This is a genomic window from Lactiplantibacillus modestisalitolerans, from assembly GCF_005405425.1.
Taxonomy (GTDB): Bacteria; Bacillota; Bacilli; order Lactobacillales; family Lactobacillaceae; genus Lactiplantibacillus; species Lactiplantibacillus modestisalitolerans.
The window spans coordinates 184,162-202,725 of sequence record NZ_BJEA01000004.1 but is presented as its reverse complement, the minus strand read 5'-3'; the positions used below and the strand labels follow the sequence as shown (position 1 = coordinate 202,725).

The following is an 18,564-nucleotide window of genomic DNA, read 5'->3' as shown; positions in this document are numbered from 1 at the left end:
ACAAGCTAGGCTTGGCTTCCTGGCGTAGCGTCAGTGTCGCCCTCTACATCGTCAGTGAATTCACCGGTAGTTTCGCCGGGGCGTTCAAAGGCGTAAAGCTGGTTGAGCGCTGCAACTTGATCATCGGTCAGTGGGAAAGTACCGTCCGTCCCGTCAGCGTTCTTGTCAGTTAACTTACCGATAATGTTTAAGGTCCCGTCAACTTCGACGAAACCGTCTTCATCGGAAACATCAACCGAATCAACAATCCCATAACCGAACATCGCCGGATAAGCCTTGTGGTCGCCCTCGTCAACGGCCACCCGTTTGTCCACGACAACACGCCATACTTTAACCTGCACACCGTCGTGTTTGCCGTCGATGAAAATCTTCATCGTATCGTCGCCCGGTACTTGGTACAGGGTAATTTCAACCGAGTCTTCGTTGGTCGAGGCCGCTAAAACCCGCCCCATCTTCGTTTGTTCGTCGAGGGAATCACCTTCAATGCTTAAATCGCCGGCGGTTTGGTGTGCCGGTAGAATGGCCTTAGACCCAACTGGTTCTTTTACCGATTGGATAAAGTACCAAACGTCCTTGCCACGGAATGGCGTGGACTTAACCATGCTGATACCGTTGTTTACTGGTGTTTCTGCCATTGTTTTTGCCTCCTAAATCGTAATCGTAATTAAAAGCATGGCCCGTTTAATCTCACGACCCATGCTGTCATCAATCATTGTTTGCGTAGTCAAGCTGTCCCACTTAAGCACCTTGCCTAGTGACCACTTGACCTTTTGCACGTACTGCTCGAAATCGAACGGCGGGGTGTCGCCCTCGGCATAAACGTCAATCTGTTGTTCCACTTGGTTTAGCGTGTCAGTCTTGCTCGATACATCTAAATCGGTGTGGACGCTGACATGCACCAAGGGTAATTGGCTGTCGGCCTGTGGTTGCTTGAAAACAACACGGATTCCGTCCGCTGGCAGTTGTGCATAAACTTGCTCGTACCATTCTGCTAGCGTCAACTAAACTTCCCCGCTTTCTTCAAGGCCTGCTTGACTGAATTGTAGAACCAAGGGGTGGACGCCGCTACGCTCGGACGGATAAACGGCTTGGCGGACATCTTGTAGGTGCCAAATTCGTTATAGGAGCTGTATTCAGCCTCTGAACGAATCTCGCCGACAACTCGGTCTTGGTTAGACTCAAGAACCTTAGTGTTGATGTTGTTCTGCATGAACCCCGTGTCCACCCGTGCCAGCCCTTTAGACTTCTGTTGCGCCTTGGCTAGCGTCGACTTCATAGCGTCCTCGGTGTACTTCTGCGCTTCCCTACTTGCAACACCCAATTCGCTGTATAAGTCACCGAGCCCGTCCCAGCGAATGCTTGTACCACTCATTTAGCCACCTCCTGACACGATTAGCACGGTTGACTTGCGGTTGCTGACAGTTTGCCCCACGGTGTAGGCTACCTCACTGTCGACTGGTCGAACCTTGTCGGGCTTGGCAACCTGTCCCTTAAGGTGAACCTCAAAGGACGGCTTTCCTACTAAACCGTAAACTGACAACTTCTGCACGTCGGTAATCGGCACCATTAAGCAAGGTATAATGACCTTTGTTTCCTTGGTGCCCCCGTGCAACTCGTCTTGTGACTGCTCAACGTAAACTAGCTCAATGCGTTCGTTATATCTCATTAGATAAACACCGTCCCCGGGCGGCGCCGTGAGCTTGACTTGCGGTAAGGGTCAAGGGCGTTGGCATAGTTTGACAAGTCGATACTTTCCCAAGTGCTCGAAACGTTGCCCTCGGACCCGCTCTCTTTGCCCTCATCGCCAATTCGGTTGTACATCTTCACCACAATGTCCTTGATCACCCACCCAACAGCGGGCGGGCTTTCGGTTTGAGCGTTGCCGTCTTGGTTGATATATGCAAGTACCCGTTGCTGGGCGTCCTCGATGAGGTCAACCAGTAAAGCGTCCTGCTTATCATCGGTTACGCCAATGCGGAGCTTAAGGCTAGCCAGCACTGCATTTTCCGCCATTAAATCACCCCACTAACTCAAGCAAATCAGCTTTCAGTGCGCTTGACGGGTAGCTGATACCTTGCGCATCTAGATACGACTTGATTTCAGCCACCGTACTACTACTGGTTGGTTTCTGCGGCTCAGTAGCGGAAGCCGCCGCTATTCCCCCGTGCCAGCAGCTCCCACGGTACCCACAACAACCTTGGTGTCGTCGTATAGGTAAGCCGTGTAGTGTTCGTCCGCCGTCATGCGCGTTGTCTTGTGGATGATGTCGCGGTCTGATTCAACCTGTACCGCACGTTTCATCACGAGCTTGAGCGCTGGGCTGGTTTCGTTTACCTTAACGAAGATCATGTCCGTGTCAGCTAATTTCTTGGAGCGCACAATCTGCGCACCTAACACATCAAGGTAAGTGCCACTCACAAGTTGGTTGGCGCCGACTTCAGAACCAATCTTCTTTTCGATTGCGTCCATGCGGATTTGTGCCGCTACCTTTGGACTGACCAGAACAACCACCGTGCCGTCGTCTTCATCGTTGAAGACATCTAAGCCGGCTTGAATGCCGGCCACGTCAGCAGTCACGGTTGCGGTTTGCGTACCAGTTTTAAGCGCGGTTAAGGCGTCGTCATCAACCTTGTTCGCAAGGGATAACCCCAGTTGCTTGGTCGATTCGCCGATTGGGTCACCATAGCCACTAAGCACTGCTTCGTCAGTGATTTCGGTACCCTTAGCGGCTTTCTTAATAGTGGCGTCTTTCATGCTAGTACCCAGCTTGTCCAGCGGAATGGCTGCACCTTCCGCAATGTCGGCCGCGTCACCAATGTAGGTGTACGCTGGGAACTTCAAAGTGCTACCCGGTTGGCCTTGTAAAGTGGTGTCCACTTGTGCCAGTGGTGCAAAGCGCAAGGCTTTCTTAAGTTCGTAAGAGATGATAGGCGCGAGGACTTCTGGGTCTACCAAGTCCGCAAGTTTTGTCATTTCGTCTGCCATTTTAAATTCCTCCTGTTAGATGATTAAATTCGTCCGGATCCTTTGCCCGCAGTCCTGCTTTCTCTGCTAGGGTCATGCGATCAAATTGTTCTTGTGTTACTTTGCCGGAGCCCAAGGCAGAAGCCCCATTAGTCGGTGGCGTGCTTTGTAGCGATTCGTTAACCCGCCGGTTTACTTCATCACCGATAACTGACTTAAGCGACGCAACCACTGCACTAATTGCCTTGGCGTCGCCTAACTTCACGAGCGGTTCGGTCAAGCCCTTTGGCAAGTCGTTATCAATCAACAATGCCGTGGTACTGGAGCTTAGTTCTCGTGCGTTCAGTTCTGCCTCACGGTCATCCAGTGCCTTAATCCGTGCGTCTTCTTCCGCCTTGGCTTTTTCGGTTGCCGACATCTTAGCCAGCTTGGCGCCCTCGTTTTTGGCGTCTTCTAGCTTTTGTTTGGTATCAGCCTCCCACTTAGCCTTAGCGGTTTCAACAGCCTTAGCCGCCCGTTTGTCAGCCTCTGAATCGAGCTGTGATTGTGTGAACGTCGTTTCAGTTGCTTGGCTTTCGGTTTGTTCGCCATTGTCGGTAGTTGTTTGGTTGTTTTCTGTTACTTCTGCCATTGGTATTTCCTCCTGATTTTGCCCAACACAAAAAGACATGTACCCGACCCCAGCCACGCCTTAGCACAGCCACGGTCACACGTCTTTTTCCATCACGCTATTTTAAAGTAAGTAGTTTAGTGACTTGCTTGGGTCAAACAATTATTCGTTAGATTCAGCCGCAAAGCCGGCGATACTTGCCGTGCAAAAAGTAGCCTTGCGGGTCTTGCCGGTCGACTTGCCGTCATACGTGAACTCAATCATAGACGGGCCGACATTTAACTTTGTAGCGTTCTCAAATAGTAGCGTCTTGTCGTTTTTCAGAAACACAATTAAATTACTCATGATCTAATCCTCCTAATCAACCGCTGCCCAAGTACATAAGCAGTTAGGATGAAACGGAATCACCCCGTCTGCCTGCTTAAGCGTGCGAATTTCGCCCTCGTGACTGGCACAGGCACGACAGGCGCCACTGTTGGCCACCCAGACAACGTGCTTGTAACCCTCATCACTGATTTTCTGCAGAGTGACTGCATTCATAACCCGTGAACTCTCTGTCCGCAGGATTCGCCGTGACTGGTAATCGGCCACTTTGAACTTCTTACGCAGTTTGCTAGTTTGCGTCACGGGGTTGTCATGCGTTAGCAGTGCCCGTTTCATCTCCGCTGTCAAATCAGCCCGCAGCTGGTCCTGATTCGCCCAAATTCGGTCGGACCACTTGGCTCCGTCCATGAGCTTGTCAACGATATCACCATAATTGCCACCGCCAGACCCACCACCGTACATATTTTGCACGTTTTTAGCCGTTCTGACGACAATCTCGGATAACTTACCGCCCACATGGTCAACGAGCTTAAACGCGAGAATAGACGCATACACGTAACCGGCATACTGGAGCAAGTCGTCGTTGGTGCTGGCCGGCTTGGTTTTAACCCCCGCTTGCCGTGCGTCCTGATCCACTTGCTGTTTCAGTTGTTGGTTCGCCAGTTGCGAATCGCTGGCATGGTCGTAATCGCCGTTGCCCTCGACGAACGCGTACCAGAACGAAAGAAACAGGGCTAGTGTCGCTGCTACTTCCTTACTAATCCGGCCGTCATGCTTAGTTTGCCGGTCTATCTGGTCCGCTTGCTCCTTGGCTCGTTGCTGGTTCGTCTTCGCCATCGTCTTCACCGCCAATCATGCTGTAATCGCCGGCCCCGCCCAACTCTTCACGTTGTTCATTAAGTAACTCGGTGATTTGCTTAGGGTCGGTGACGTTCGGCAGGAACTGGTATAAGTATTCTTGTGGTAAAGTTGCCCCTGCCTGACCAATCGCCGTAATTTGGCTAATGTCGTCCGTTGGCAGGTTGTCGCGGAACGTAAATCGCATGCCCTGCGGGTTAGTCTTCCAACCACTAGACGCCAAACGTTCAAGGTCGGCCACGATTTGGTAACGTGCATACAAACCTTTCTCAAACATGCGCCGCTTGGTGCTGGCTAACTCAACCGTCCCAAGTACCTTATACTGCATAGCGACCCCAGACGCGTTGCTGGCGAAGTTCTCGTCCGTTAAGTCCGGCGTGTGGCTGAACTTGTGGATGTCGCTTGCTAAACGTTTCTTATATGCCTCGGCGCCCACCACGTCGTACTCCTTGTGGATGTACTTCGCATCGGTACTGGTCTGCGAGCCGTTGACTGTGAACCCTGACTTAAGCAGCATCATGTTGGCATCCTTCATCTCTTTGAGCAATTCCAGCTTGTCCTTGGCTAGCTTCTTCATGGCATCTTCATCGTCGGTATCAACGCCGTTAAAGATTGATGAGCCCTCAAACAGTGTGTCAATATCACCTTGAACTACCAACATGGCATCGTTTAGGTCGGTCATGTAGTTGGCCGTGTCTGACTGGGCGCTGTCGTATAGATCAATTAGCGGAATAACGTTTTCGAAATCTCCCAAACGGAAATTCGAATTGTCGAACTCGACGACTGGAAAAACGTGCATGGCCTCAACTTCCGCCTGCACCATGTTGCCGCGAATATCGGTCGGTTGGTACTTGATATGCTGGCTTTTTGTCCATGTCTCCGGAACATACTTAACCGATAACTGGTCATCGTCGCTGACGACTTCGATTTTGTGATACCGCACGGCCATAATCGGTGCTGGGTCAACTTCCATTGAATAGATTACGAACGTGTCGAGCGGATCTAACCGCACAAGGTGTTCTAGGTTATCCTTGCCACGGTACACATACTCATAAGCGCGGCCATAGCGGGTCATGTCTAGGAATAGGTCGTAGTTCTCGGCGTCCACATCGTTTGCACGGTTGAACTCATCCACTTTGGCATCGTCTGCTGGCAGTTTGACGCTGATTGGGTTCCCAACCGAGTAACTGGTCTGGAAATCAGCGATATACTTGCCAAACGAATGCGTGGCGCGATAATCGGCCTTGCCCTGCTCGATTCTTCGGCTGTCTTGCTCCAGAATGCTTTGGTTGAACCCTTGATAGTAACGGTCCAAGCGCTTAAGCCGTGGTCGTTGGTTCTCGTAGTGGTGCACGATGTATTTCATCACCGCGGCCGGCGTCAGGTTGTCCAAATCGTCTTGGTAAACTAAATTCGCTTTTTCGTTATCTTTAACTCGCATGTTCCACCTCCTATAATCCTAAATTCTTCACGGCTTGCACCCGCTCTTGATAACTCATATACCGCCCGCCACGAATAAACATAAATGGTTCCATGGCGTAACGGAGCGCGTCAATCGCATGGTTAGCGGCGTCTTTTGGCGTGTTTAGCCAATTGCCCTCTTTGTCCTTGTCGTAAACGTAGGTGTTGAACTCTTCAAGCAAGCCCTTAACCCGTGGGTGCACCACATAGCGGTATGACTGCATGAACTGCACACCTTGAATCACGCTGTCCTTGCCCTTGCCCGCTGGGTGTAGGCTTGGCACGCCCCAGACACGCGACAATTCTGTAATCAACCGTTGTTCGGCGCTGTCGGCATATACCGGCAAGCCATAGCCCTTGTGGTTACCGAGCTCATCGGCAATCTGCTGGGTGAGTAAGTGCTGCTTGTAAAACTCATCATAGATATAGACAACACGGTTCTTCTGGTCAATCGCCATGAACTCACCTGCGGTTGGATCATGCTTGAACCCGAAGTCCAGCCCAACCGACTTAGGCAGGCCAGCGATTAAATCCAAACTGAATTCTTTCTGTTCGAAAAGCCCCTCAAACACCAGCCCCTCTGCAATACCCCAATCACCTTTAACGGCCACTCGTGCACGATTAGGGTTGGTTCGGAGCATGTCCTCCAAGCTAACCACGTAATCGCGGTTTAAGTGGTCGTTGTCCTTGTAGGTAGTAGTCAGCCCAACAGAGTTACGCTTTTTACTTTTGTCGTCAAAAAAAACACGCTTGAGCCAGTGAGTGTCACTCCACGGGTTAAACGTGATGATTGTCTGATAATAACCGTCTTCGTCTGGCAGGATGCCCCGCAACGATTCCTCAACGGTTTCAAACGCTGATTCAGATTTGAGCTCGTAGGCTTCTTCGTACCAAGCACGGCATAAAACACCATGGATTGGCTGAATTGACGTGATTTTCAGTGCGTCGTCCATGCCACGGAAGTAAACCTTTTGGCCGGTCGGCTTGTACGTGATTTCCAAGGGATTAGTGGTGTACTTGAACAGCTCGCCAACCCCCATGTCATAAGCAACCTTGCGAATGGTCGAAAAGGTTGAATCACGCTGGGTCGTCGCATACTGACGCACCACCAGCCAGTTAACATACGGGTACACCAGCATGTCAGTAATCACTTTGATTGCCGTTGCATACGACTTGCCCGACCCACGGGAGCCCTTGTAAGCCAAGTAGCGCTTGTGTGAGTTAAACATCGGGTAGTAGGCAGGCGACACAAGCCGCCCTAGATTTAAGTCAACTGTCGCCATTTAGATCACCGCCCTTTGGGAAAGTAACATTCACTTGAACACCCTCGCCGTCGCTTTCTTTGATAACTTGCGCGTTAGCCTCGGCAATATCTGCTTCAGCCTCAGCTTTACGAATCTGAGCATCATTCATTGACCGGTCTAGAATATCCTTGGCAGCACTAAAGCGTACCATCTCGCTACGTGCATCTAACAGCTCACGCATTGTCATAATGGCCTCACTGGTTAGGTCACGCAGCATAAAACGATTATATTCATCCTGTGCTTGTCTAAATATTTCTTTCTGTTTCCATGCTGAAATGGTTGTTCTTGATATGCCGACATTGTTGGCAACTTCTCCTTGATTCATTTCGCCTGAAAACAGCAACATAATGGCCTTTTGCTGCTTTTTAGGTAACGAATAAAAAGTCGTCAATTGTCGGATTTTGTCGGATTTCATTACATACCACCACACCTCCGTTAATTGGAATTAGATTGATAATCCTATTATTTTTCGAGTAAACGAATCCGAATTGCCAGTACCTGTGCATAGGTTTCCATAGCTCTTGCTTGAATACCAATGAGTTGCCGTTGTTCATCAGGAATATCTAAGTTACTGGCAGCCGGCCAAGCTTTAGCAATCTTGTCCGTCAGTTCATCGTATTCAGTGTTTAACTTTTTCAACAATACTTTGTTCATAATAATTACCACCTTTTTATTTTTATCCAAACTAAAAGCGCCATGCTGTTTAGCACGACGCTTCATCCATTTATCTAAGCGGGCATCCATCTCTGCTTCTTGTGGCGTGACGTAGCCATATTTTGTGTTAATCATCTTTGCCATGAGTTGCCTCACTGCTTGAACAGAATGGATATTGTGCCCCGAATAGTTCTAGATTAACTTTTTTCCAATCATTCTCAATAGCCTCGATATCTTCCGTATTCATTGTAGTTCCTCCTCATATGTATCAAAAAACTCCCGCCAATAAGCGAGAGCAGTTTGAAGGATTACTGAGAATACCTGAGGGAGCCAAAGCCCCCTTTCAGTATCTATATACAATACCACAGCGCGCATGTTCCTGCATGCTATCTGGTGGCCGTTTGATTGCGCTGTATGTACTCAACGGATAGACCTTATCGTACTCATCACTATTTCGAAAGGAGGTCATTCTTATGGACGTTCTGCAACTCATTTAGGCTCATGCGTCTATCCGTCAAAGTGCTTGGCAAGGATTTGCACCCTGCATGACGTGTGGTCACATCAGTGTCACCTGAAGCCCGTTACGCGCGTCTGACTATGCGTCTACCTATTCCGCCACAAGCACATAATGATAGGCCTTTACAAGCCAGGGGTGGCTTACCTATCAATCGATACTACTAATATAATCCCCTTTTCCGTGCATTTTCCGGAATCAACTCGGAAACTTGTCGGAATTTACCCGGAATTTACTCGGAGTTTTTTCAATCCTCGTCATAATGCTCAACAACTTCTGGTTCGTACTTCTTAACTAATAAATTTTCGACTTTATCCGGATAAACTTCAGCGAACGTTAATTGTGCCTGCTTAAGGTACTTATTGAACGTTTTATCCGAAATGTTTAACGTTATCATGCACTTAGTCTTCGAGTAGTTCTTGATGTAAAACAGCATCAGCAACTCTGAATATATCTCCGTTTTTTCATCGATAACGATACCCTTAATCACGTTAACTACTAACTTCGCCATGAATTCGGCATTCCATTTATTAACGTGTTTCGCCTCAATAGGATTTCTATAACTGGTACTTTTAGGCATACCGTCCATAGCTGGGCTTTGCAGGTTAAAATTAACCTTACGTGCTCTTAGAAGCCATTTACGATAACCTTTTAAAACTCGTTCTGCTTTAATAGCCGTCCGGTCTTCATCCACACCTTTAAAAATGCTCTCCATCACTGCCACCCCTTGTTTTAACTGTGATATAATCAAACTGTTGAGGTTCAATCGGGGCGGTGCTAGTGATGGCAGCGCTTTTTATTCTGGAATTTTAAGCACTGAATATAATTTGAACTTGCTATTTACCGCTATCCCCCTACTGTCAGAAACTTTAATTGGCGCAAACTGATCATTCCAGCCATCATTGCCGATTTTATACATTTTATATAACTTATTCGCAGCTTCTTCACTCAGGTCTATGGTTAAAAAACAATCACGAATCCTACTCAAGTCAAATCGCCAAAAAGTAAACTGGTATTCGTATTTCATAAAATTGCCTCCTGTGTCAGCGACATTGCGTCTTCTAATAAAGAATCACTCGTATGCCCTAGTGGCTTAGTTCCCAGTACCACATACCCATCTCGTTGCTGGTAGTCAGTGATGTAGATCACGTAAACCGTCAGGCTACGGCCAGTTAACTTACCATCGGTCCACTCGCGCAACAGCAATCGGTCACCGACGCGAAAGTGACGGTCATTCTTACGGATTTCAAAGTTTTTGACACCAGCTAATTGAGCATCCATGTACTTTGGCGCAATCTTTAATTCGTGTATTTTAGAAGATTCCATCTTTAACCTGACTTTCTTCGGGCGCGTATTCCTTTTGAAGCTGAAACAAGATTAGTTCTACTGTTCCCCATTCCAAATGTCCTCGAACCCGACTATGCTTTTCTAAACTGGGACCATACCAAGTGTCTGCCCCTTTATCGCTTTGTTCCTGTAACAATTTATGTGCCTGTGCAAATGTCATAATTAATGCCTCCATTTTTTATATAAAAGATGTAAAACTGAAAATTCGACTAACAAAAAATCCAATGTAATCCATTTTCCGCACTTTTACGTGTGAACGTGTAAAACTCCTCATACCGATTAATAGTTTTAGTTTGATCAGGCGTCAGTTTATTCATTTCACTAAACAGCGTTCGAATACATCTCGATCCAAGTTCACCATCACAATCCGAGTGAAGCAAGAATTCTCCGACTGCATCCGCCTCAATCGAATCATCACGGTCTCGTTGCAACCACCAACTAAACGGATCGCTTGAATCTTTAACATAGTAGTGAAATCCTAATGGTAGAGCTAATTGCGCCCGAAAGCTTTTAAAAGCCCCATAGCCAATTTGAAAGGTATCAGCCTCGGCATCCTCTTGTTCTGCTTCGTACTGATCCGTCATTTTTTGAAACTCGTCACAATCAGCTGCGAATTTCTCCGGATTATCACGATAAGTGAAATCATCTTTATCTGGATAGTTCCATTCTTCTTCTGGATTTGGTAACTGTGTTGCTTTGCTTGAAACAATAACTAAACTCATACTTAATCCTCCTCGAACAGCTGAACCGCCTACTCATCCTCCACTGTGTACCCGTCGAGCCACGCACGGGCCATTAAGCCCTGATATTTTGCATATCTTTGCTGATTAAACTCATAAGTTCCGGGCGTAAGCGCCATCCAGTCTCGCACTTTCTCTGGACGTCGTTCGGAGCAAAGTGCGTCACCTATTGAAACACCATTGTTTTTGCACTTTGCAATCCATCCCGCCACTTCCTTAGGAATCACCGGCAACTCGGCGTACGTTCGCTTAACTTCATCTGGTAAGTCATTAAAATCAACTTCTTTAAATTTTGGATCCATGATATTTTCCTCGTTTCATTTCGTTTTAGTCTTAGTATTAAAAATTAGTCATCAACTTCAAACCAACCTTTTGCGGCTAGTACTCGATAATTAGCATTGCTGTTTTCGCGATTTAACTGGTCTCGGCGCCGCATAGCATTGCCTAATCGGGTATAGGTCTTATAATCCGCATTGCTAATATAACGGCCGCTCGTCTCGAAACACTTGTAAACTTTATCTGGCACTAGTTCTGCCATGTGGGTCATCCTCCGTTCTGTTTAATCCCTTAGTCACGATATCTAGGGCCTCTTGTGCCGACCGCGCGACCCCGTATATCACTGAATCGCCTGCAACATCTCGGGCAAAATTATCTTGTACCTCTCGCCGCTTGCCTTGCTTCGTTTTAACTTCGATGAAGAAGGCCTTACCGTCGCTTTTACGATAGCCGAATACATCCGGGAACCCAGCCTGTGGGCCGGCCCTAAAATATCCTCCATCCTCTTTCTTAACTGCCCCAACGTTCATGCGCCAGACGTGATGCCCAGCCATTTTGAGCGCCGCAATAATGTCACGCTGAATCAGCTGTTCCGGACCCGGCCCGCGTCGCTTAGTATGCTTGCCAGCTCTCCGGGCTTTAGTGTGTCGGTATGCTGGAGCAACCCCCTTGGGGTACTTAACTTTATTCACGTTATCAACTTCCTTGTCTTAGTCGTTCTCAGTTCGCCTGCTCGATAGGCTCGCTCGCGCCTACGCACCCACGATGTCGAGTGACCTAACCGTTGGGCAGTGGCGCGAATGTCAAGCACCTTTTCGTGTGCGCGCCTATCAGCCATCAATCTAATCTCTTTAAACTCACGCGGGCTAGCCTCAACCCACTGCTTATGCCCACCAGTAATCGCCCAGATAGCCTGCATCTCATCATCGCTAGCCGTCAGCACGCTACCACCGTGCCGGTTCTCTACCTCTCTCACCGCCTTCAAAAGCTGGGTATGGTCAATCAAATTCACACCTTCTTAGGCTGTTACTGCTTCGCGCTCAATCATCGGCAAAACGTCCAGTTTCTTGAGTAGCTCATAAATGAATTTGTGGCCCCTCTGGGTCCATTTGGTCTGCATCTTGACATCTGGTCGCCCATCTCGATGCTCGATTGGAATCGGCACCGTATGCGTATATCCGTGACGTTGATACTTGCTGTACAGATACCAGCTACCTGACTGGTTGAATTGAACGCCCGCATCATGCAGCAACTGATTAAATCGCACTGCTGACATACCGTAATTCTTAGCAATCGAAGTAGTCGTAATCAGTCCCGTATTAGCCAAAATTCGGTCATAATAGTCAGCCTTGGGTTGTAACTGCTTAACCTTTTGCTCGGCGAGTTGCCGCCCGGCTCGCTCGTCTTTCAGTTGTGTAGCCAATTTGATAATCGTGTCTGGATCCGTGAGCACTTCTTCAATTTTGGCATCGGTCATGTAGGCACCGTGCTTTCGAATCGTTGGCAGAACCTGCTCATACACCCAATCTTGGAACGGTTCAGCCGTTGGTAACTTGCTCTGGCTAGCCAGCTGATATACTCCGGGTTCAGCAATAACCGTCATTGTCTGAACCCCAGAGGGGGTACCGATTCGTTCCTCCCTCCTGTATTTGCTTTTTACATGATCTCGAATCGCTTTTCGTGTGTTCGTATATCCGATTGCTAATGCCGAATCTTTACCAACGAAATAGGGTTCGTTGTTGATAATTACCGTTCTAACTAAGCTGCCGTTAAAATCAAAACTACTAACTTCATTCATGTTTAAACGCCTCCAATTCGTTCTCGTAGTGTGTGTGCGTAAAACCGGTGCAGTTCGGGCATGGCGCCACCGCCATGACGCCCGCCATAATTTCTGTATGAATGATTTTGGTACCGTTACATAGGTTACACATTCCGAACACCCTCCATATCGTCGAAACTTAGCTGATGGGCTGGGTTTTTGGTCATCAACCGGTCGACGGTCTTTTTGTCATACATCGTTTCTAATTCACGTTTCGTGTTGTTGGTCGTGATGATGGTAGCGTGGCGCGCTTGGTTGGTTTCAAAGTTGCAACGCGCGTTGGCTACCTGATACATCAACGTCTGCAAGTCCTTGTGTACTGGCTTGTAGAATCCTTGTTCGTTTGGTTTTCCACCCTCGGTACCGAAGTCGTCCAGTATCAGCACATCAACGGCTTTCATATCCTTGGTAATGTACATCAAGCGTTCACGTACGTCTGGCGCCTCGTACTTGTCGTTAACCAGCCGGAGCAGTTCGGCGGTTGATACAAACATGCACGTCTGCCCCTGCCGCATAAGCTGGGCCATGATGGCTAATGCTAGTGAAGTCTTACCGGTGCCCCGCTCGCCGCTTAGTACGACATTAAAAGGCTGTTTGGCAAGCTCCCGAGCTATCTTAAACGCCCGATTACCAAGCTCTCGTGCCCGTGATTGGTCCCTTTGCTTGGTTACGTCCCAATCGTCAAACCGAAATCGCAGTGGCACCTCACCGCTCCACACGCTCATGTGGTAGTAGTGGCGCCGGTGTTTGGCCTGCACCGTCCGCTCCGCTTTCTCTAGTGTCAGCTGATCCAATTCTTCCTTGGTTGGCAGCTTGTCGGCGTCAATGCCCTTGGCGTGAATCACCTTAGAAAGCATGGCGGGATTGAACAGCGCCTGTACCGTCTTCATATCGTCGCTCAATCAAACCACCCACCTTGTCTTGGCTGCTGTGGTGTGTTGTTGAGGTACCCTTCAAACTTCGACGCCCTAAACAGCGTATCTGGGCGCAGGTACTTCATCATGTTTTTATCGTGCAACCATTCAAAACACTGGTTATCAATAACCCGCTTAAAATCATCAATGGTGAAGTCTCCATCTTTGTGCCGAGACACAACCAACCGCCGATTAGAATCCGTATGCCTGAAATGTTTCCCAGATTTTTCGTTAAGGTAATCAATTACTGACTGCCAATCGAACTGTGTGGCTTCAGCCACACTATGGTTTGTAGTAGTCTCTGAAGTACTCTCTGGTAATCTATTGGTATTGGTTGACCCATTGTGGGCCGACCCATCGTCCAATTTTGGGTCACTCGTTGGCTCACTTTGGGTCAATGGTTGACCCATACCCAACTTGCCATAATTTATGCGGTACCACTTCGTTTTATCGAATCCAGCCTTGTTGTAATTTCCGGAAATCAAATATTCGTCTTGCTCCAAACTTAAAATTGCACGCTTTAGTGTGTTCATACTCCAAAACGGAAATTGTTTGTGCCAACTTGTATAGCTGTTGTAGATCCATTTATGGCCGTCACGTTCGTTATTTGACCGGATCAGCCAATAATGAAATTGCTGTAAAACAATAGCTTCATTCAAGCCGATTTTATTTGCTAAAGACGGCAATACTTGTAAAGGTGGCTCGCTGATTAGTAGGTTTCCCATGTTGTCTCACGCTCCTAACAAATCGTCGGCACTAACTACGCTGTCCAATCGCTTGGTGGCTCGGCAATACTCGCAGTGTTCGCAACGTTCTGGCTCGATATTGCCAGCGATTACCTGCTGAATGCGTTCCTGCCCGCCTAGCACCTCGCTCATAGCGTTCTTAAGCCGATACTCGGGTAAGTCGATTACTTGCTTGTCGGGCGGCGTCTGCTTGCTTACAGCCACGATATACGGCTTGCACTCCACGCCGAACCGCTGCTTAATCAATTCTTGATATACCGCCATTTGTAGTTGATAGTTATACGCATACACGAACGGCTCGCGCTCTCTAGTGTCTGGGTTCCAGTAACCCTTGTAGATGTCGATTGTCGTCTTCAAGTCGGCGAAGTAGCCGCGTTCAAGGTTCAAGCAATCAATCTTGCCCTTCCACAGGTAGCCGCCAATCTTGCCGGTCACAATCACTTCTTTGTCGCCTTGATAAAGTTGGTTAAAACTTTCGTCCGATTTAAGCGCCTTGATCATCTCGTCCGCTACTTTAAAACTGGCTTTGAGGTGGCCCTTGGTTGGGCCACGGCTTGAAAGTGCCTCGGGATGTTCCGCCTTGAATTGCTCGTGCGCTGCTTTGCTCTCAAAGTAGCTGTGTAGCCAGTTACCAACCAGTAAGGCGGTTGGGTCCCGTACTGGCTGCCACTTGCCGGTAAGCTCAGCCAACGCCTCCGCCTCGCAAGCTAGAAACTTCTTAAACCAGGTCGGCGACATATACTTCTTATCTGTCCAGCGGTCGTAATAATTATTAGGCGTTAAGTTTGTTAAGGTTGTCGAAAATACTTTCTTGGTTGGCTTGGTCGTCGTCTGCTGTTGCTGTGGTAGGTTCTTGATCATCAGTTTTAGCCTCCTTTGCTGGCTCTGTTGGCTTGGCTGGTTCCGCTTTAGGTTCCGGCTTTGTTTCTGGCTCGGGCGCTGGTTTAGGCTCCACTTGCGTCTGGGTTGGCTTATTCTCCGCCAAATCTGCCGTTAGTGAGCGTTTAGCGGGCGTAACGTCCTTTCTACTGTCGTTATCGTATTCGGCGCTGGTGGTGTCGTTTACGGCTTGCACGAAGAGGTCGTTATCCGAGCTAGAGTTAATATAGAACTTCGCCGCACGGTTGATCACAGTTCGCTTGGCCATTTCTTCGGGAAATTCGTTCTGCACTTTCTTGTTCCGCGAATGCCCCCAGCTGGTATCAATGTCTTTCTTGGTCATCACTGTGTAAGTCCGGTCACCGTCGTTGTTTTCAACCCATGCAAAGGCGCCAACGATTGGCTTGTCGAGGTTCTCAAAGCTTGGTTCGAACTCCTTTACTACCAGCCGGCCGTTCTCACCGCCGATTTTGAAGGTATCGTCCTTGTGGATAATCTGGGCGTCAATATCCTTTACGTTCGATAGTCGCTTAACTACGCTGATTGATCCGAAGTAGCTACGCTGCATTACCAGTTGATTCCCATACGGGATAAAGTAGCATTGGTTCTTGGCTGGGCTAAGCCCTTGAATCGCCATGTTCATCAAGGCTTTGATAACTGAACCTTGGTCACACTTGTCAAGCAGGCTTTTTCCTTTTGTTGAATCGCTTAAGGTAAGGTAGGCACTGTTGAGTGCGTTACCCACCGAGTAATCCGGCGGAAGGGAAAGCCCCTCGTTCTGCTTCATATCTACGATATTTTGGTTTACTGTCGCTACTAATTCGTTACTCATGCCGTCCCTCCTAAACTCGGTAGTACCCGAGGCGTTCCATCAACGTTTCTTGGTCTACCAATTTGAGTAGCTCGTCCCACAAGCAGGCCTTGCCGAACGTCTGCACCATTTCAGCCCATGCTGGCGAATCTTCCTTGTCCATCGGCTCGTAGTTGGGCGCGCCTTGGAAAAGAATTGCTGTGCCGTCAATCATCAATTCATAATCGCAAGTGTAGTCGTTGAATTCGGCCTGCATGTCCTTTAACCACTGTTTAGAATCGTTGTAGCTTAGATACTCATCAAACAAATCTGCTTTGTCGTACGAACTCTCGGGCTCTAAGAAGTTTGCCTCATCTTCAACTTCATCTTGTGGCGCATAACCGCGTGTCCAGTAGGTGTACCAAATTTCTTCTGGCTCATCGGGGCCTGCCATCTTCAAGGCATCCTCGGCCTGATTAAGTGCATCAAGTTGTTTTACTAAATCCATTTTGTAATCCTCCTGATTAAATATTTAATTTGTTGTCTAACTCCTAACTTCGGAGTAGAATAGTAATCGAAAATAAAATTCATATCGGTTTTAGCTGTGTAAGTACTGCCAATACTTGAACAGCTTTTTTTGTACCCAAATTTACGAACGCCGGTTCTTTTTATCATGCGATACCTCCTCATCATCGCCAAATAGTTCACGACGCTTAATCCAACCAAATGTCACTAGCCAAGTTATGGTGGCCGATAAGATCGGGTATGCGATGGCATCTGGAATTACAATCATCTAGCTTACCTCCTTCTGCTTTGCCTGTATCATGTAGATACGCTTAATCCCGTCTTTAAAACCCGGTAGCGTGAACGCTTGTTCACTTAACACGTCAATATGGTTCTCAAATTCAACATCGCTGTGCTGTGATCCATCTAAAAACTGATGGTCAACTGCTGTGATATGTCCTAGTGTGCGTCGCATCTTTACACCCCCTTTAACCGCCGGTACTGTCGTTTACCTCATCGATAACCTGTTGAAGATGGTTCATCGGTATGCCGGCATACTCGGCTTGCTCTATCAGTGCGGTAATCTCGGCGCTTATCTCTTCGATATATTCGCGCGGGTACCGCTCAATCACTTGGTTCTGTTCGGGCGTCCGGAACCTTGGTTCGGTCGTGATGGCCGTTTCAAACTCCGGTTCCAGCTTCTCTCGTTCGCCTTGCTCGGTTCGCTGTTTAACCAACGCCGAGAACACATCGTCCTTACGCTTGCGGTCACGTTGGAACGAAATCGTTCCATAACTCTCACTAGCTGCCGTGTAACTCAATCGAAGATCGTTAATCACGTTAGCTAACGTCCAACGCGTTTGCGGGTCTGCTTTCTTTAACCCAGTCACGATTCTTGATATGGTACTTTCTGAGTAGAAGGTTTTTTTAGCAACCTCACTTTGGCTGTACCCATCCTTGCGCTTAAGAACCAGCGCCAACTCTTCACTAAATCTGTTACGCATTTCGTATCCCCCTGAATGTCGCAAGAATAAAATCGATTCTTGCAAGAGATGTTCTATACAATATAGTTAACAATAAGTTTACTTATTAGATGATAATCGGCTAAAAGTCTACAAAAAGTAAACTATTAATGTAAAAAAATATCATCAGGTTTCGAATCTAACGCTGAAGCAATCTTAATTGCAAGTGAATAGCTAACACCATTTTTACCACCACGTTTGCCGCTTTCAATCATTGAATAGTAGCCTCTTGTGATTCCGATTTTTCGAGCTAATTTAGCTTGGGTTATTCCTTTTGATTCGCGAATTCTTTTCAAATCAGTTGCCATGCTGTTCCACTTCCTTTCTTTACTTTATGTTAACATTATAACAACGAATTTACTTTTTGTAAACATTAAAATCTACATTTTGTGAACTTTTTTTATTTTCATTGTGTTTACATTCTGTAAACATTACAATCAAAACTATAAACGAGGTGTGAATTTATGTCTTTAGGAACACGAATACGTGAATTACGAAAAAAACGCAAAATTAATCAGGAACAGCTCGGGAAAATTCTAAGCGTCTCTAAAGCATCTATATCAGGCTATGAGAACGGCACTCGGGAACCTGATACGAAATCTTTAATGAAATTAGCTCAATATTTTGGAGTGACTGTGGATTATCTTTTGGGCGTCGACGCAACTCCTGAATGGGCTACTGCTAAGGATACGCATGACTTACATGAGTTTTTAGACGCCAACGAAGGATCAATGACTTATGATGGCGAGCACTTAACAGAAGACGAAAAACAACAATTGCGCGTGGCGACAGCGACCATTTTCTGGAAGCGCCATCAGCATAAATAAGGGGTTGGTTT

Annotated in this window: 32 protein-coding genes and 1 pseudogene; 1 reads left to right on the top strand and 32 read right to left on the bottom strand. The window is 47.6% G+C overall.

All coding sequences use genetic code 11. From position 1 onward, the window contains the following. Nucleotides 1–5 precede the first annotated feature (5 nt). From FFM79_RS03740 to FFM79_RS03590, 32 genes and pseudogenes are all read right to left on the bottom strand, one after another. On the bottom strand, nt 6–635 hold the full coding sequence (locus FFM79_RS03740; RefSeq protein ID WP_137642126.1) for a phage major tail protein, TP901-1 family: 630 nt from the start codon (nt 633–635) through the stop codon (nt 6–8). A 12-nt stretch (nt 636–647) separates the two neighbouring features. Further along, a complete protein-coding gene (locus FFM79_RS03735; RefSeq protein ID WP_137642125.1) occupies nt 648–1,001 on the bottom strand; it encodes a hypothetical protein in 354 nt (117 codons plus the stop codon). Next, nucleotides 998–1,372, bottom strand: coding sequence for an HK97-gp10 family putative phage morphogenesis protein (locus tag FFM79_RS03730; protein ID WP_137642124.1), 375 nt, complete (start codon nt 1,370–1,372; stop codon nt 998–1,000). Before FFM79_RS03730 ends, FFM79_RS03735 begins: the two co-directional genes overlap by 4 nt. After that, complete coding sequence (locus tag FFM79_RS03725; protein WP_137642123.1) at nt 1,373–1,666, bottom strand: hypothetical protein; 294 nt, start codon at nt 1,664–1,666, stop codon at nt 1,373–1,375. Further along, nucleotides 1,666–2,013 carry a phage head-tail connector protein gene (locus FFM79_RS03720; RefSeq protein WP_137642122.1) on the bottom strand — a complete coding sequence of 116 codons (348 nt, stop codon included), beginning with the start codon at nt 2,011–2,013 and terminating at the stop codon, nt 1,666–1,668. Before FFM79_RS03720 ends, FFM79_RS03725 begins: the two co-directional genes overlap by 1 nt. Nucleotides 2,014–2,017: 4 nt before the next feature. Further along, nucleotides 2,018–2,131 (bottom strand): annotated as a pseudogene (locus FFM79_RS12690) (HeH/LEM domain-containing protein); the annotation flags it as partial. Nucleotides 2,132–2,154: 23 nt separating this feature from the next. Continuing rightward, nucleotides 2,155–2,985, bottom strand: coding sequence for a N4-gp56 family major capsid protein (locus tag FFM79_RS03710; RefSeq protein ID WP_137642121.1), 831 nt, complete (start codon nt 2,983–2,985; stop codon nt 2,155–2,157). Between the two features lies 1 nt (nt 2,986). Next, the gene (locus tag FFM79_RS03705) at nt 2,987–3,595 is read right to left on the bottom strand and encodes a DUF4355 domain-containing protein (RefSeq protein ID WP_137642120.1); all 609 of its coding nucleotides are present in this window, start codon (nt 3,593–3,595) and stop codon (nt 2,987–2,989) included. 141 nt (nt 3,596–3,736) lie between these two features. Then, nucleotides 3,737–3,919 carry a hypothetical protein gene (locus tag FFM79_RS03700; RefSeq protein WP_137642119.1) on the bottom strand — a complete coding sequence of 61 codons (183 nt, stop codon included), beginning with the start codon at nt 3,917–3,919 and terminating at the stop codon, nt 3,737–3,739. A 12-nt stretch (nt 3,920–3,931) separates the two neighbouring features. Further along, nucleotides 3,932–4,735 (bottom strand): structural protein, encoded by an 804-nt coding sequence (locus tag FFM79_RS03695; protein ID WP_225424369.1) that lies wholly within the window; start codon nt 4,733–4,735, stop codon nt 3,932–3,934. Further along, entirely contained in the window at nt 4,674–6,197 is a 1,524-nt protein-coding gene (locus tag FFM79_RS03690; RefSeq protein WP_137642118.1) for a phage portal protein, read from the bottom strand. Before FFM79_RS03690 ends, FFM79_RS03695 begins: the two co-directional genes overlap by 62 nt. 10 nt (nt 6,198–6,207) lie before the next feature. Next, entirely contained in the window at nt 6,208–7,500 is a 1,293-nt protein-coding gene (locus FFM79_RS03685) for a PBSX family phage terminase large subunit (RefSeq protein ID WP_137642117.1), read from the bottom strand. Further along, nucleotides 7,487–7,936, bottom strand: a complete 450-nt coding sequence (locus tag FFM79_RS03680; protein ID WP_137642116.1) for a phBC6A51 family helix-turn-helix protein — start codon at nt 7,934–7,936, stop codon at nt 7,487–7,489. The genes FFM79_RS03685 and FFM79_RS03680 overlap by 14 nt, the downstream gene beginning before the upstream one ends. Nucleotides 7,937–7,983: 47 nt before the next feature. After that, nucleotides 7,984–8,175, bottom strand: a complete 192-nt coding sequence (locus tag FFM79_RS12840) for a crAss001_48 related protein (RefSeq protein ID WP_021356157.1) — start codon at nt 8,173–8,175, stop codon at nt 7,984–7,986. 761 nt (nt 8,176–8,936) lie between these two features. Further along, entirely contained in the window at nt 8,937–9,404 is a 468-nt protein-coding gene (locus tag FFM79_RS03670) for an ArpU family phage packaging/lysis transcriptional regulator (protein WP_137642114.1), read from the bottom strand. An 81-nt stretch (nt 9,405–9,485) separates the two neighbouring features. Beyond that, entirely contained in the window at nt 9,486–9,716 is a 231-nt protein-coding gene (locus FFM79_RS03665) for a hypothetical protein (protein ID WP_137642113.1), read from the bottom strand. After that, on the bottom strand, nt 9,713–10,015 hold the full coding sequence (locus tag FFM79_RS03660) for a DUF3850 domain-containing protein (RefSeq protein ID WP_137642112.1): 303 nt from the start codon (nt 10,013–10,015) through the stop codon (nt 9,713–9,715). Before FFM79_RS03660 ends, FFM79_RS03665 begins: the two co-directional genes overlap by 4 nt. After that, nucleotides 10,002–10,196: a hypothetical protein gene (locus tag FFM79_RS03655; protein ID WP_137642111.1), complete on the bottom strand. Its 195-nt coding sequence runs from the start codon at nt 10,194–10,196 to the stop codon at nt 10,002–10,004. Before FFM79_RS03655 ends, FFM79_RS03660 begins: the two co-directional genes overlap by 14 nt. A 49-nt stretch (nt 10,197–10,245) precedes the next feature. Then, nucleotides 10,246–10,758, bottom strand: coding sequence for a hypothetical protein (locus FFM79_RS03650; protein WP_137642110.1), 513 nt, complete (start codon nt 10,756–10,758; stop codon nt 10,246–10,248). Between the two features lie 29 nt (nt 10,759–10,787). Then, complete coding sequence (locus FFM79_RS03645; protein WP_137642109.1) at nt 10,788–11,078, bottom strand: DUF1642 domain-containing protein; 291 nt, start codon at nt 11,076–11,078, stop codon at nt 10,788–10,790. A 44-nt stretch (nt 11,079–11,122) separates the two neighbouring features. Next, nucleotides 11,123–11,314, bottom strand: coding sequence for a hypothetical protein (locus FFM79_RS03640; RefSeq protein ID WP_137642108.1), 192 nt, complete (start codon nt 11,312–11,314; stop codon nt 11,123–11,125). After that, nucleotides 11,292–11,744 carry a VRR-NUC domain-containing protein gene (locus FFM79_RS12870; RefSeq protein ID WP_503826020.1) on the bottom strand — a complete coding sequence of 151 codons (453 nt, stop codon included), beginning with the start codon at nt 11,742–11,744 and terminating at the stop codon, nt 11,292–11,294. The genes FFM79_RS03640 and FFM79_RS12870 overlap by 23 nt, the downstream gene beginning before the upstream one ends. A 326-nt stretch (nt 11,745–12,070) precedes the next feature. Next, complete coding sequence (locus FFM79_RS03630) at nt 12,071–12,850, bottom strand: phage antirepressor (protein WP_137642107.1); 780 nt, start codon at nt 12,848–12,850, stop codon at nt 12,071–12,073. A gap of 125 nt (nt 12,851–12,975) precedes the next feature. Next, nucleotides 12,976–13,773, bottom strand: coding sequence for an ATP-binding protein (locus FFM79_RS03625; RefSeq protein ID WP_225424368.1), 798 nt, complete (start codon nt 13,771–13,773; stop codon nt 12,976–12,978). Continuing rightward, complete coding sequence (locus FFM79_RS03620; RefSeq protein ID WP_137642106.1) at nt 13,770–14,510, bottom strand: conserved phage C-terminal domain-containing protein; 741 nt, start codon at nt 14,508–14,510, stop codon at nt 13,770–13,772. The genes FFM79_RS03625 and FFM79_RS03620 overlap by 4 nt, the downstream gene beginning before the upstream one ends. 6 nt (nt 14,511–14,516) lie before the next feature. Then, nucleotides 14,517–15,392 carry a PD-(D/E)XK nuclease-like domain-containing protein gene (locus tag FFM79_RS03615; RefSeq protein ID WP_137642105.1) on the bottom strand — a complete coding sequence of 292 codons (876 nt, stop codon included), beginning with the start codon at nt 15,390–15,392 and terminating at the stop codon, nt 14,517–14,519. Then, complete coding sequence (locus FFM79_RS03610) at nt 15,304–16,242, bottom strand: recombinase RecT (protein WP_137642104.1); 939 nt, start codon at nt 16,240–16,242, stop codon at nt 15,304–15,306. The genes FFM79_RS03615 and FFM79_RS03610 overlap by 89 nt, the downstream gene beginning before the upstream one ends. Nucleotides 16,243–16,252: 10 nt before the next feature. Beyond that, nucleotides 16,253–16,708 carry a recombination system host exonuclease inhibitor gene (locus FFM79_RS03605; protein WP_137642103.1) on the bottom strand — a complete coding sequence of 152 codons (456 nt, stop codon included), beginning with the start codon at nt 16,706–16,708 and terminating at the stop codon, nt 16,253–16,255. Nucleotides 16,709–16,849: 141 nt separating this feature from the next. Continuing rightward, nucleotides 16,850–16,993, bottom strand: a complete 144-nt coding sequence (locus FFM79_RS12590) for a hypothetical protein (protein ID WP_170177363.1) — start codon at nt 16,991–16,993, stop codon at nt 16,850–16,852. Next, nucleotides 16,994–17,179 (bottom strand): hypothetical protein, encoded by a 186-nt coding sequence (locus FFM79_RS03600; RefSeq protein WP_137642102.1) that lies wholly within the window; start codon nt 17,177–17,179, stop codon nt 16,994–16,996. A gap of 13 nt (nt 17,180–17,192) precedes the next feature. Next, nucleotides 17,193–17,708, bottom strand: a complete 516-nt coding sequence (locus FFM79_RS03595) for a helix-turn-helix domain-containing protein (protein ID WP_137642101.1) — start codon at nt 17,706–17,708, stop codon at nt 17,193–17,195. Nucleotides 17,709–17,833: 125 nt separating this feature from the next. Then, a complete protein-coding gene (locus FFM79_RS03590) occupies nt 17,834–18,034 on the bottom strand; it encodes a helix-turn-helix transcriptional regulator (protein ID WP_137642100.1) in 201 nt (66 codons plus the stop codon). 156 nt (nt 18,035–18,190) lie between these two features. On the opposite strand from FFM79_RS03590, the gene FFM79_RS03585 reads away from it, so the two are divergent. Then, nucleotides 18,191–18,553, top strand: a complete 363-nt coding sequence (locus FFM79_RS03585) for a helix-turn-helix domain-containing protein (RefSeq protein ID WP_137642099.1) — start codon at nt 18,191–18,193, stop codon at nt 18,551–18,553. The last annotated feature ends 11 nt before the right edge of the window (nt 18,554–18,564 follow it).

Coding starts and splice junctions, on each gene's coding strand:
- FFM79_RS03740 (WP_137642126.1), bottom strand. CDS start 635: ATGGCAGAAACACCAGTAAACAACGGTATCAGCATGGTTAAGTCCACG.
- FFM79_RS03730 (WP_137642124.1), bottom strand. CDS start 1,372: ATGAGTGGTACAAGCATTCGCTGGGACGGGCTCGGTGACTTATACAGC.
- FFM79_RS03725 (WP_137642123.1), bottom strand. CDS start 1,666: ATGAGATATAACGAACGCATTGAGCTAGTTTACGTTGAGCAGTCACAA.
- FFM79_RS03720 (WP_137642122.1), bottom strand. CDS start 2,013: ATGGCGGAAAATGCAGTGCTGGCTAGCCTTAAGCTCCGCATTGGCGTA.
- FFM79_RS03710 (WP_137642121.1), bottom strand. CDS start 2,985: ATGGCAGACGAAATGACAAAACTTGCGGACTTGGTAGACCCAGAAGTC.
- FFM79_RS03705 (WP_137642120.1), bottom strand. CDS start 3,595: ATGGCAGAAGTAACAGAAAACAACCAAACAACTACCGACAATGGCGAA.
- FFM79_RS03700 (WP_137642119.1), bottom strand. CDS start 3,919: ATGAGTAATTTAATTGTGTTTCTGAAAAACGACAAGACGCTACTATTT.
- FFM79_RS03695 (WP_225424369.1), bottom strand. CDS start 4,735: ATGGCGAAGACGAACCAGCAACGAGCCAAGGAGCAAGCGGACCAGATA.
- FFM79_RS03690 (WP_137642118.1), bottom strand. CDS start 6,197: ATGCGAGTTAAAGATAACGAAAAAGCGAATTTAGTTTACCAAGACGAT.
- FFM79_RS03685 (WP_137642117.1), bottom strand. CDS start 7,500: ATGGCGACAGTTGACTTAAATCTAGGGCGGCTTGTGTCGCCTGCCTAC.
- FFM79_RS03680 (WP_137642116.1), bottom strand. CDS start 7,936: ATGAAATCCGACAAAATCCGACAATTGACGACTTTTTATTCGTTACCT.
- FFM79_RS12840 (WP_021356157.1), bottom strand. CDS start 8,175: ATGAACAAAGTATTGTTGAAAAAGTTAAACACTGAATACGATGAACTG.
- FFM79_RS03670 (WP_137642114.1), bottom strand. CDS start 9,404: ATGGAGAGCATTTTTAAAGGTGTGGATGAAGACCGGACGGCTATTAAA.
- FFM79_RS03665 (WP_137642113.1), bottom strand. CDS start 9,716: ATGAAATACGAATACCAGTTTACTTTTTGGCGATTTGACTTGAGTAGG.
- FFM79_RS03660 (WP_137642112.1), bottom strand. CDS start 10,015: ATGGAATCTTCTAAAATACACGAATTAAAGATTGCGCCAAAGTACATG.
- FFM79_RS03655 (WP_137642111.1), bottom strand. CDS start 10,196: ATGACATTTGCACAGGCACATAAATTGTTACAGGAACAAAGCGATAAA.
- FFM79_RS03650 (WP_137642110.1), bottom strand. CDS start 10,758: ATGAGTTTAGTTATTGTTTCAAGCAAAGCAACACAGTTACCAAATCCA.
- FFM79_RS03645 (WP_137642109.1), bottom strand. CDS start 11,078: ATGGATCCAAAATTTAAAGAAGTTGATTTTAATGACTTACCAGATGAA.
- FFM79_RS03640 (WP_137642108.1), bottom strand. CDS start 11,314: ATGGCAGAACTAGTGCCAGATAAAGTTTACAAGTGTTTCGAGACGAGC.
- FFM79_RS03630 (WP_137642107.1), bottom strand. CDS start 12,850: ATGAATGAAGTTAGTAGTTTTGATTTTAACGGCAGCTTAGTTAGAACG.
- FFM79_RS03620 (WP_137642106.1), bottom strand. CDS start 14,510: ATGGGAAACCTACTAATCAGCGAGCCACCTTTACAAGTATTGCCGTCT.
- FFM79_RS03615 (WP_137642105.1), bottom strand. CDS start 15,392: ATGATCAAGAACCTACCACAGCAACAGCAGACGACGACCAAGCCAACC.
- FFM79_RS03610 (WP_137642104.1), bottom strand. CDS start 16,242: ATGAGTAACGAATTAGTAGCGACAGTAAACCAAAATATCGTAGATATG.
- FFM79_RS03605 (WP_137642103.1), bottom strand. CDS start 16,708: ATGGATTTAGTAAAACAACTTGATGCACTTAATCAGGCCGAGGATGCC.
- FFM79_RS12590 (WP_170177363.1), bottom strand. CDS start 16,993: ATGATTGTAATTCCAGATGCCATCGCATACCCGATCTTATCGGCCACC.
- FFM79_RS03600 (WP_137642102.1), bottom strand. CDS start 17,179: ATGCGACGCACACTAGGACATATCACAGCAGTTGACCATCAGTTTTTA.
- FFM79_RS03595 (WP_137642101.1), bottom strand. CDS start 17,708: ATGCGTAACAGATTTAGTGAAGAGTTGGCGCTGGTTCTTAAGCGCAAG.
- FFM79_RS03590 (WP_137642100.1), bottom strand. CDS start 18,034: ATGGCAACTGATTTGAAAAGAATTCGCGAATCAAAAGGAATAACCCAA.
- FFM79_RS03585 (WP_137642099.1), top strand. CDS start 18,191: ATGTCTTTAGGAACACGAATACGTGAATTACGAAAAAAACGCAAAATT.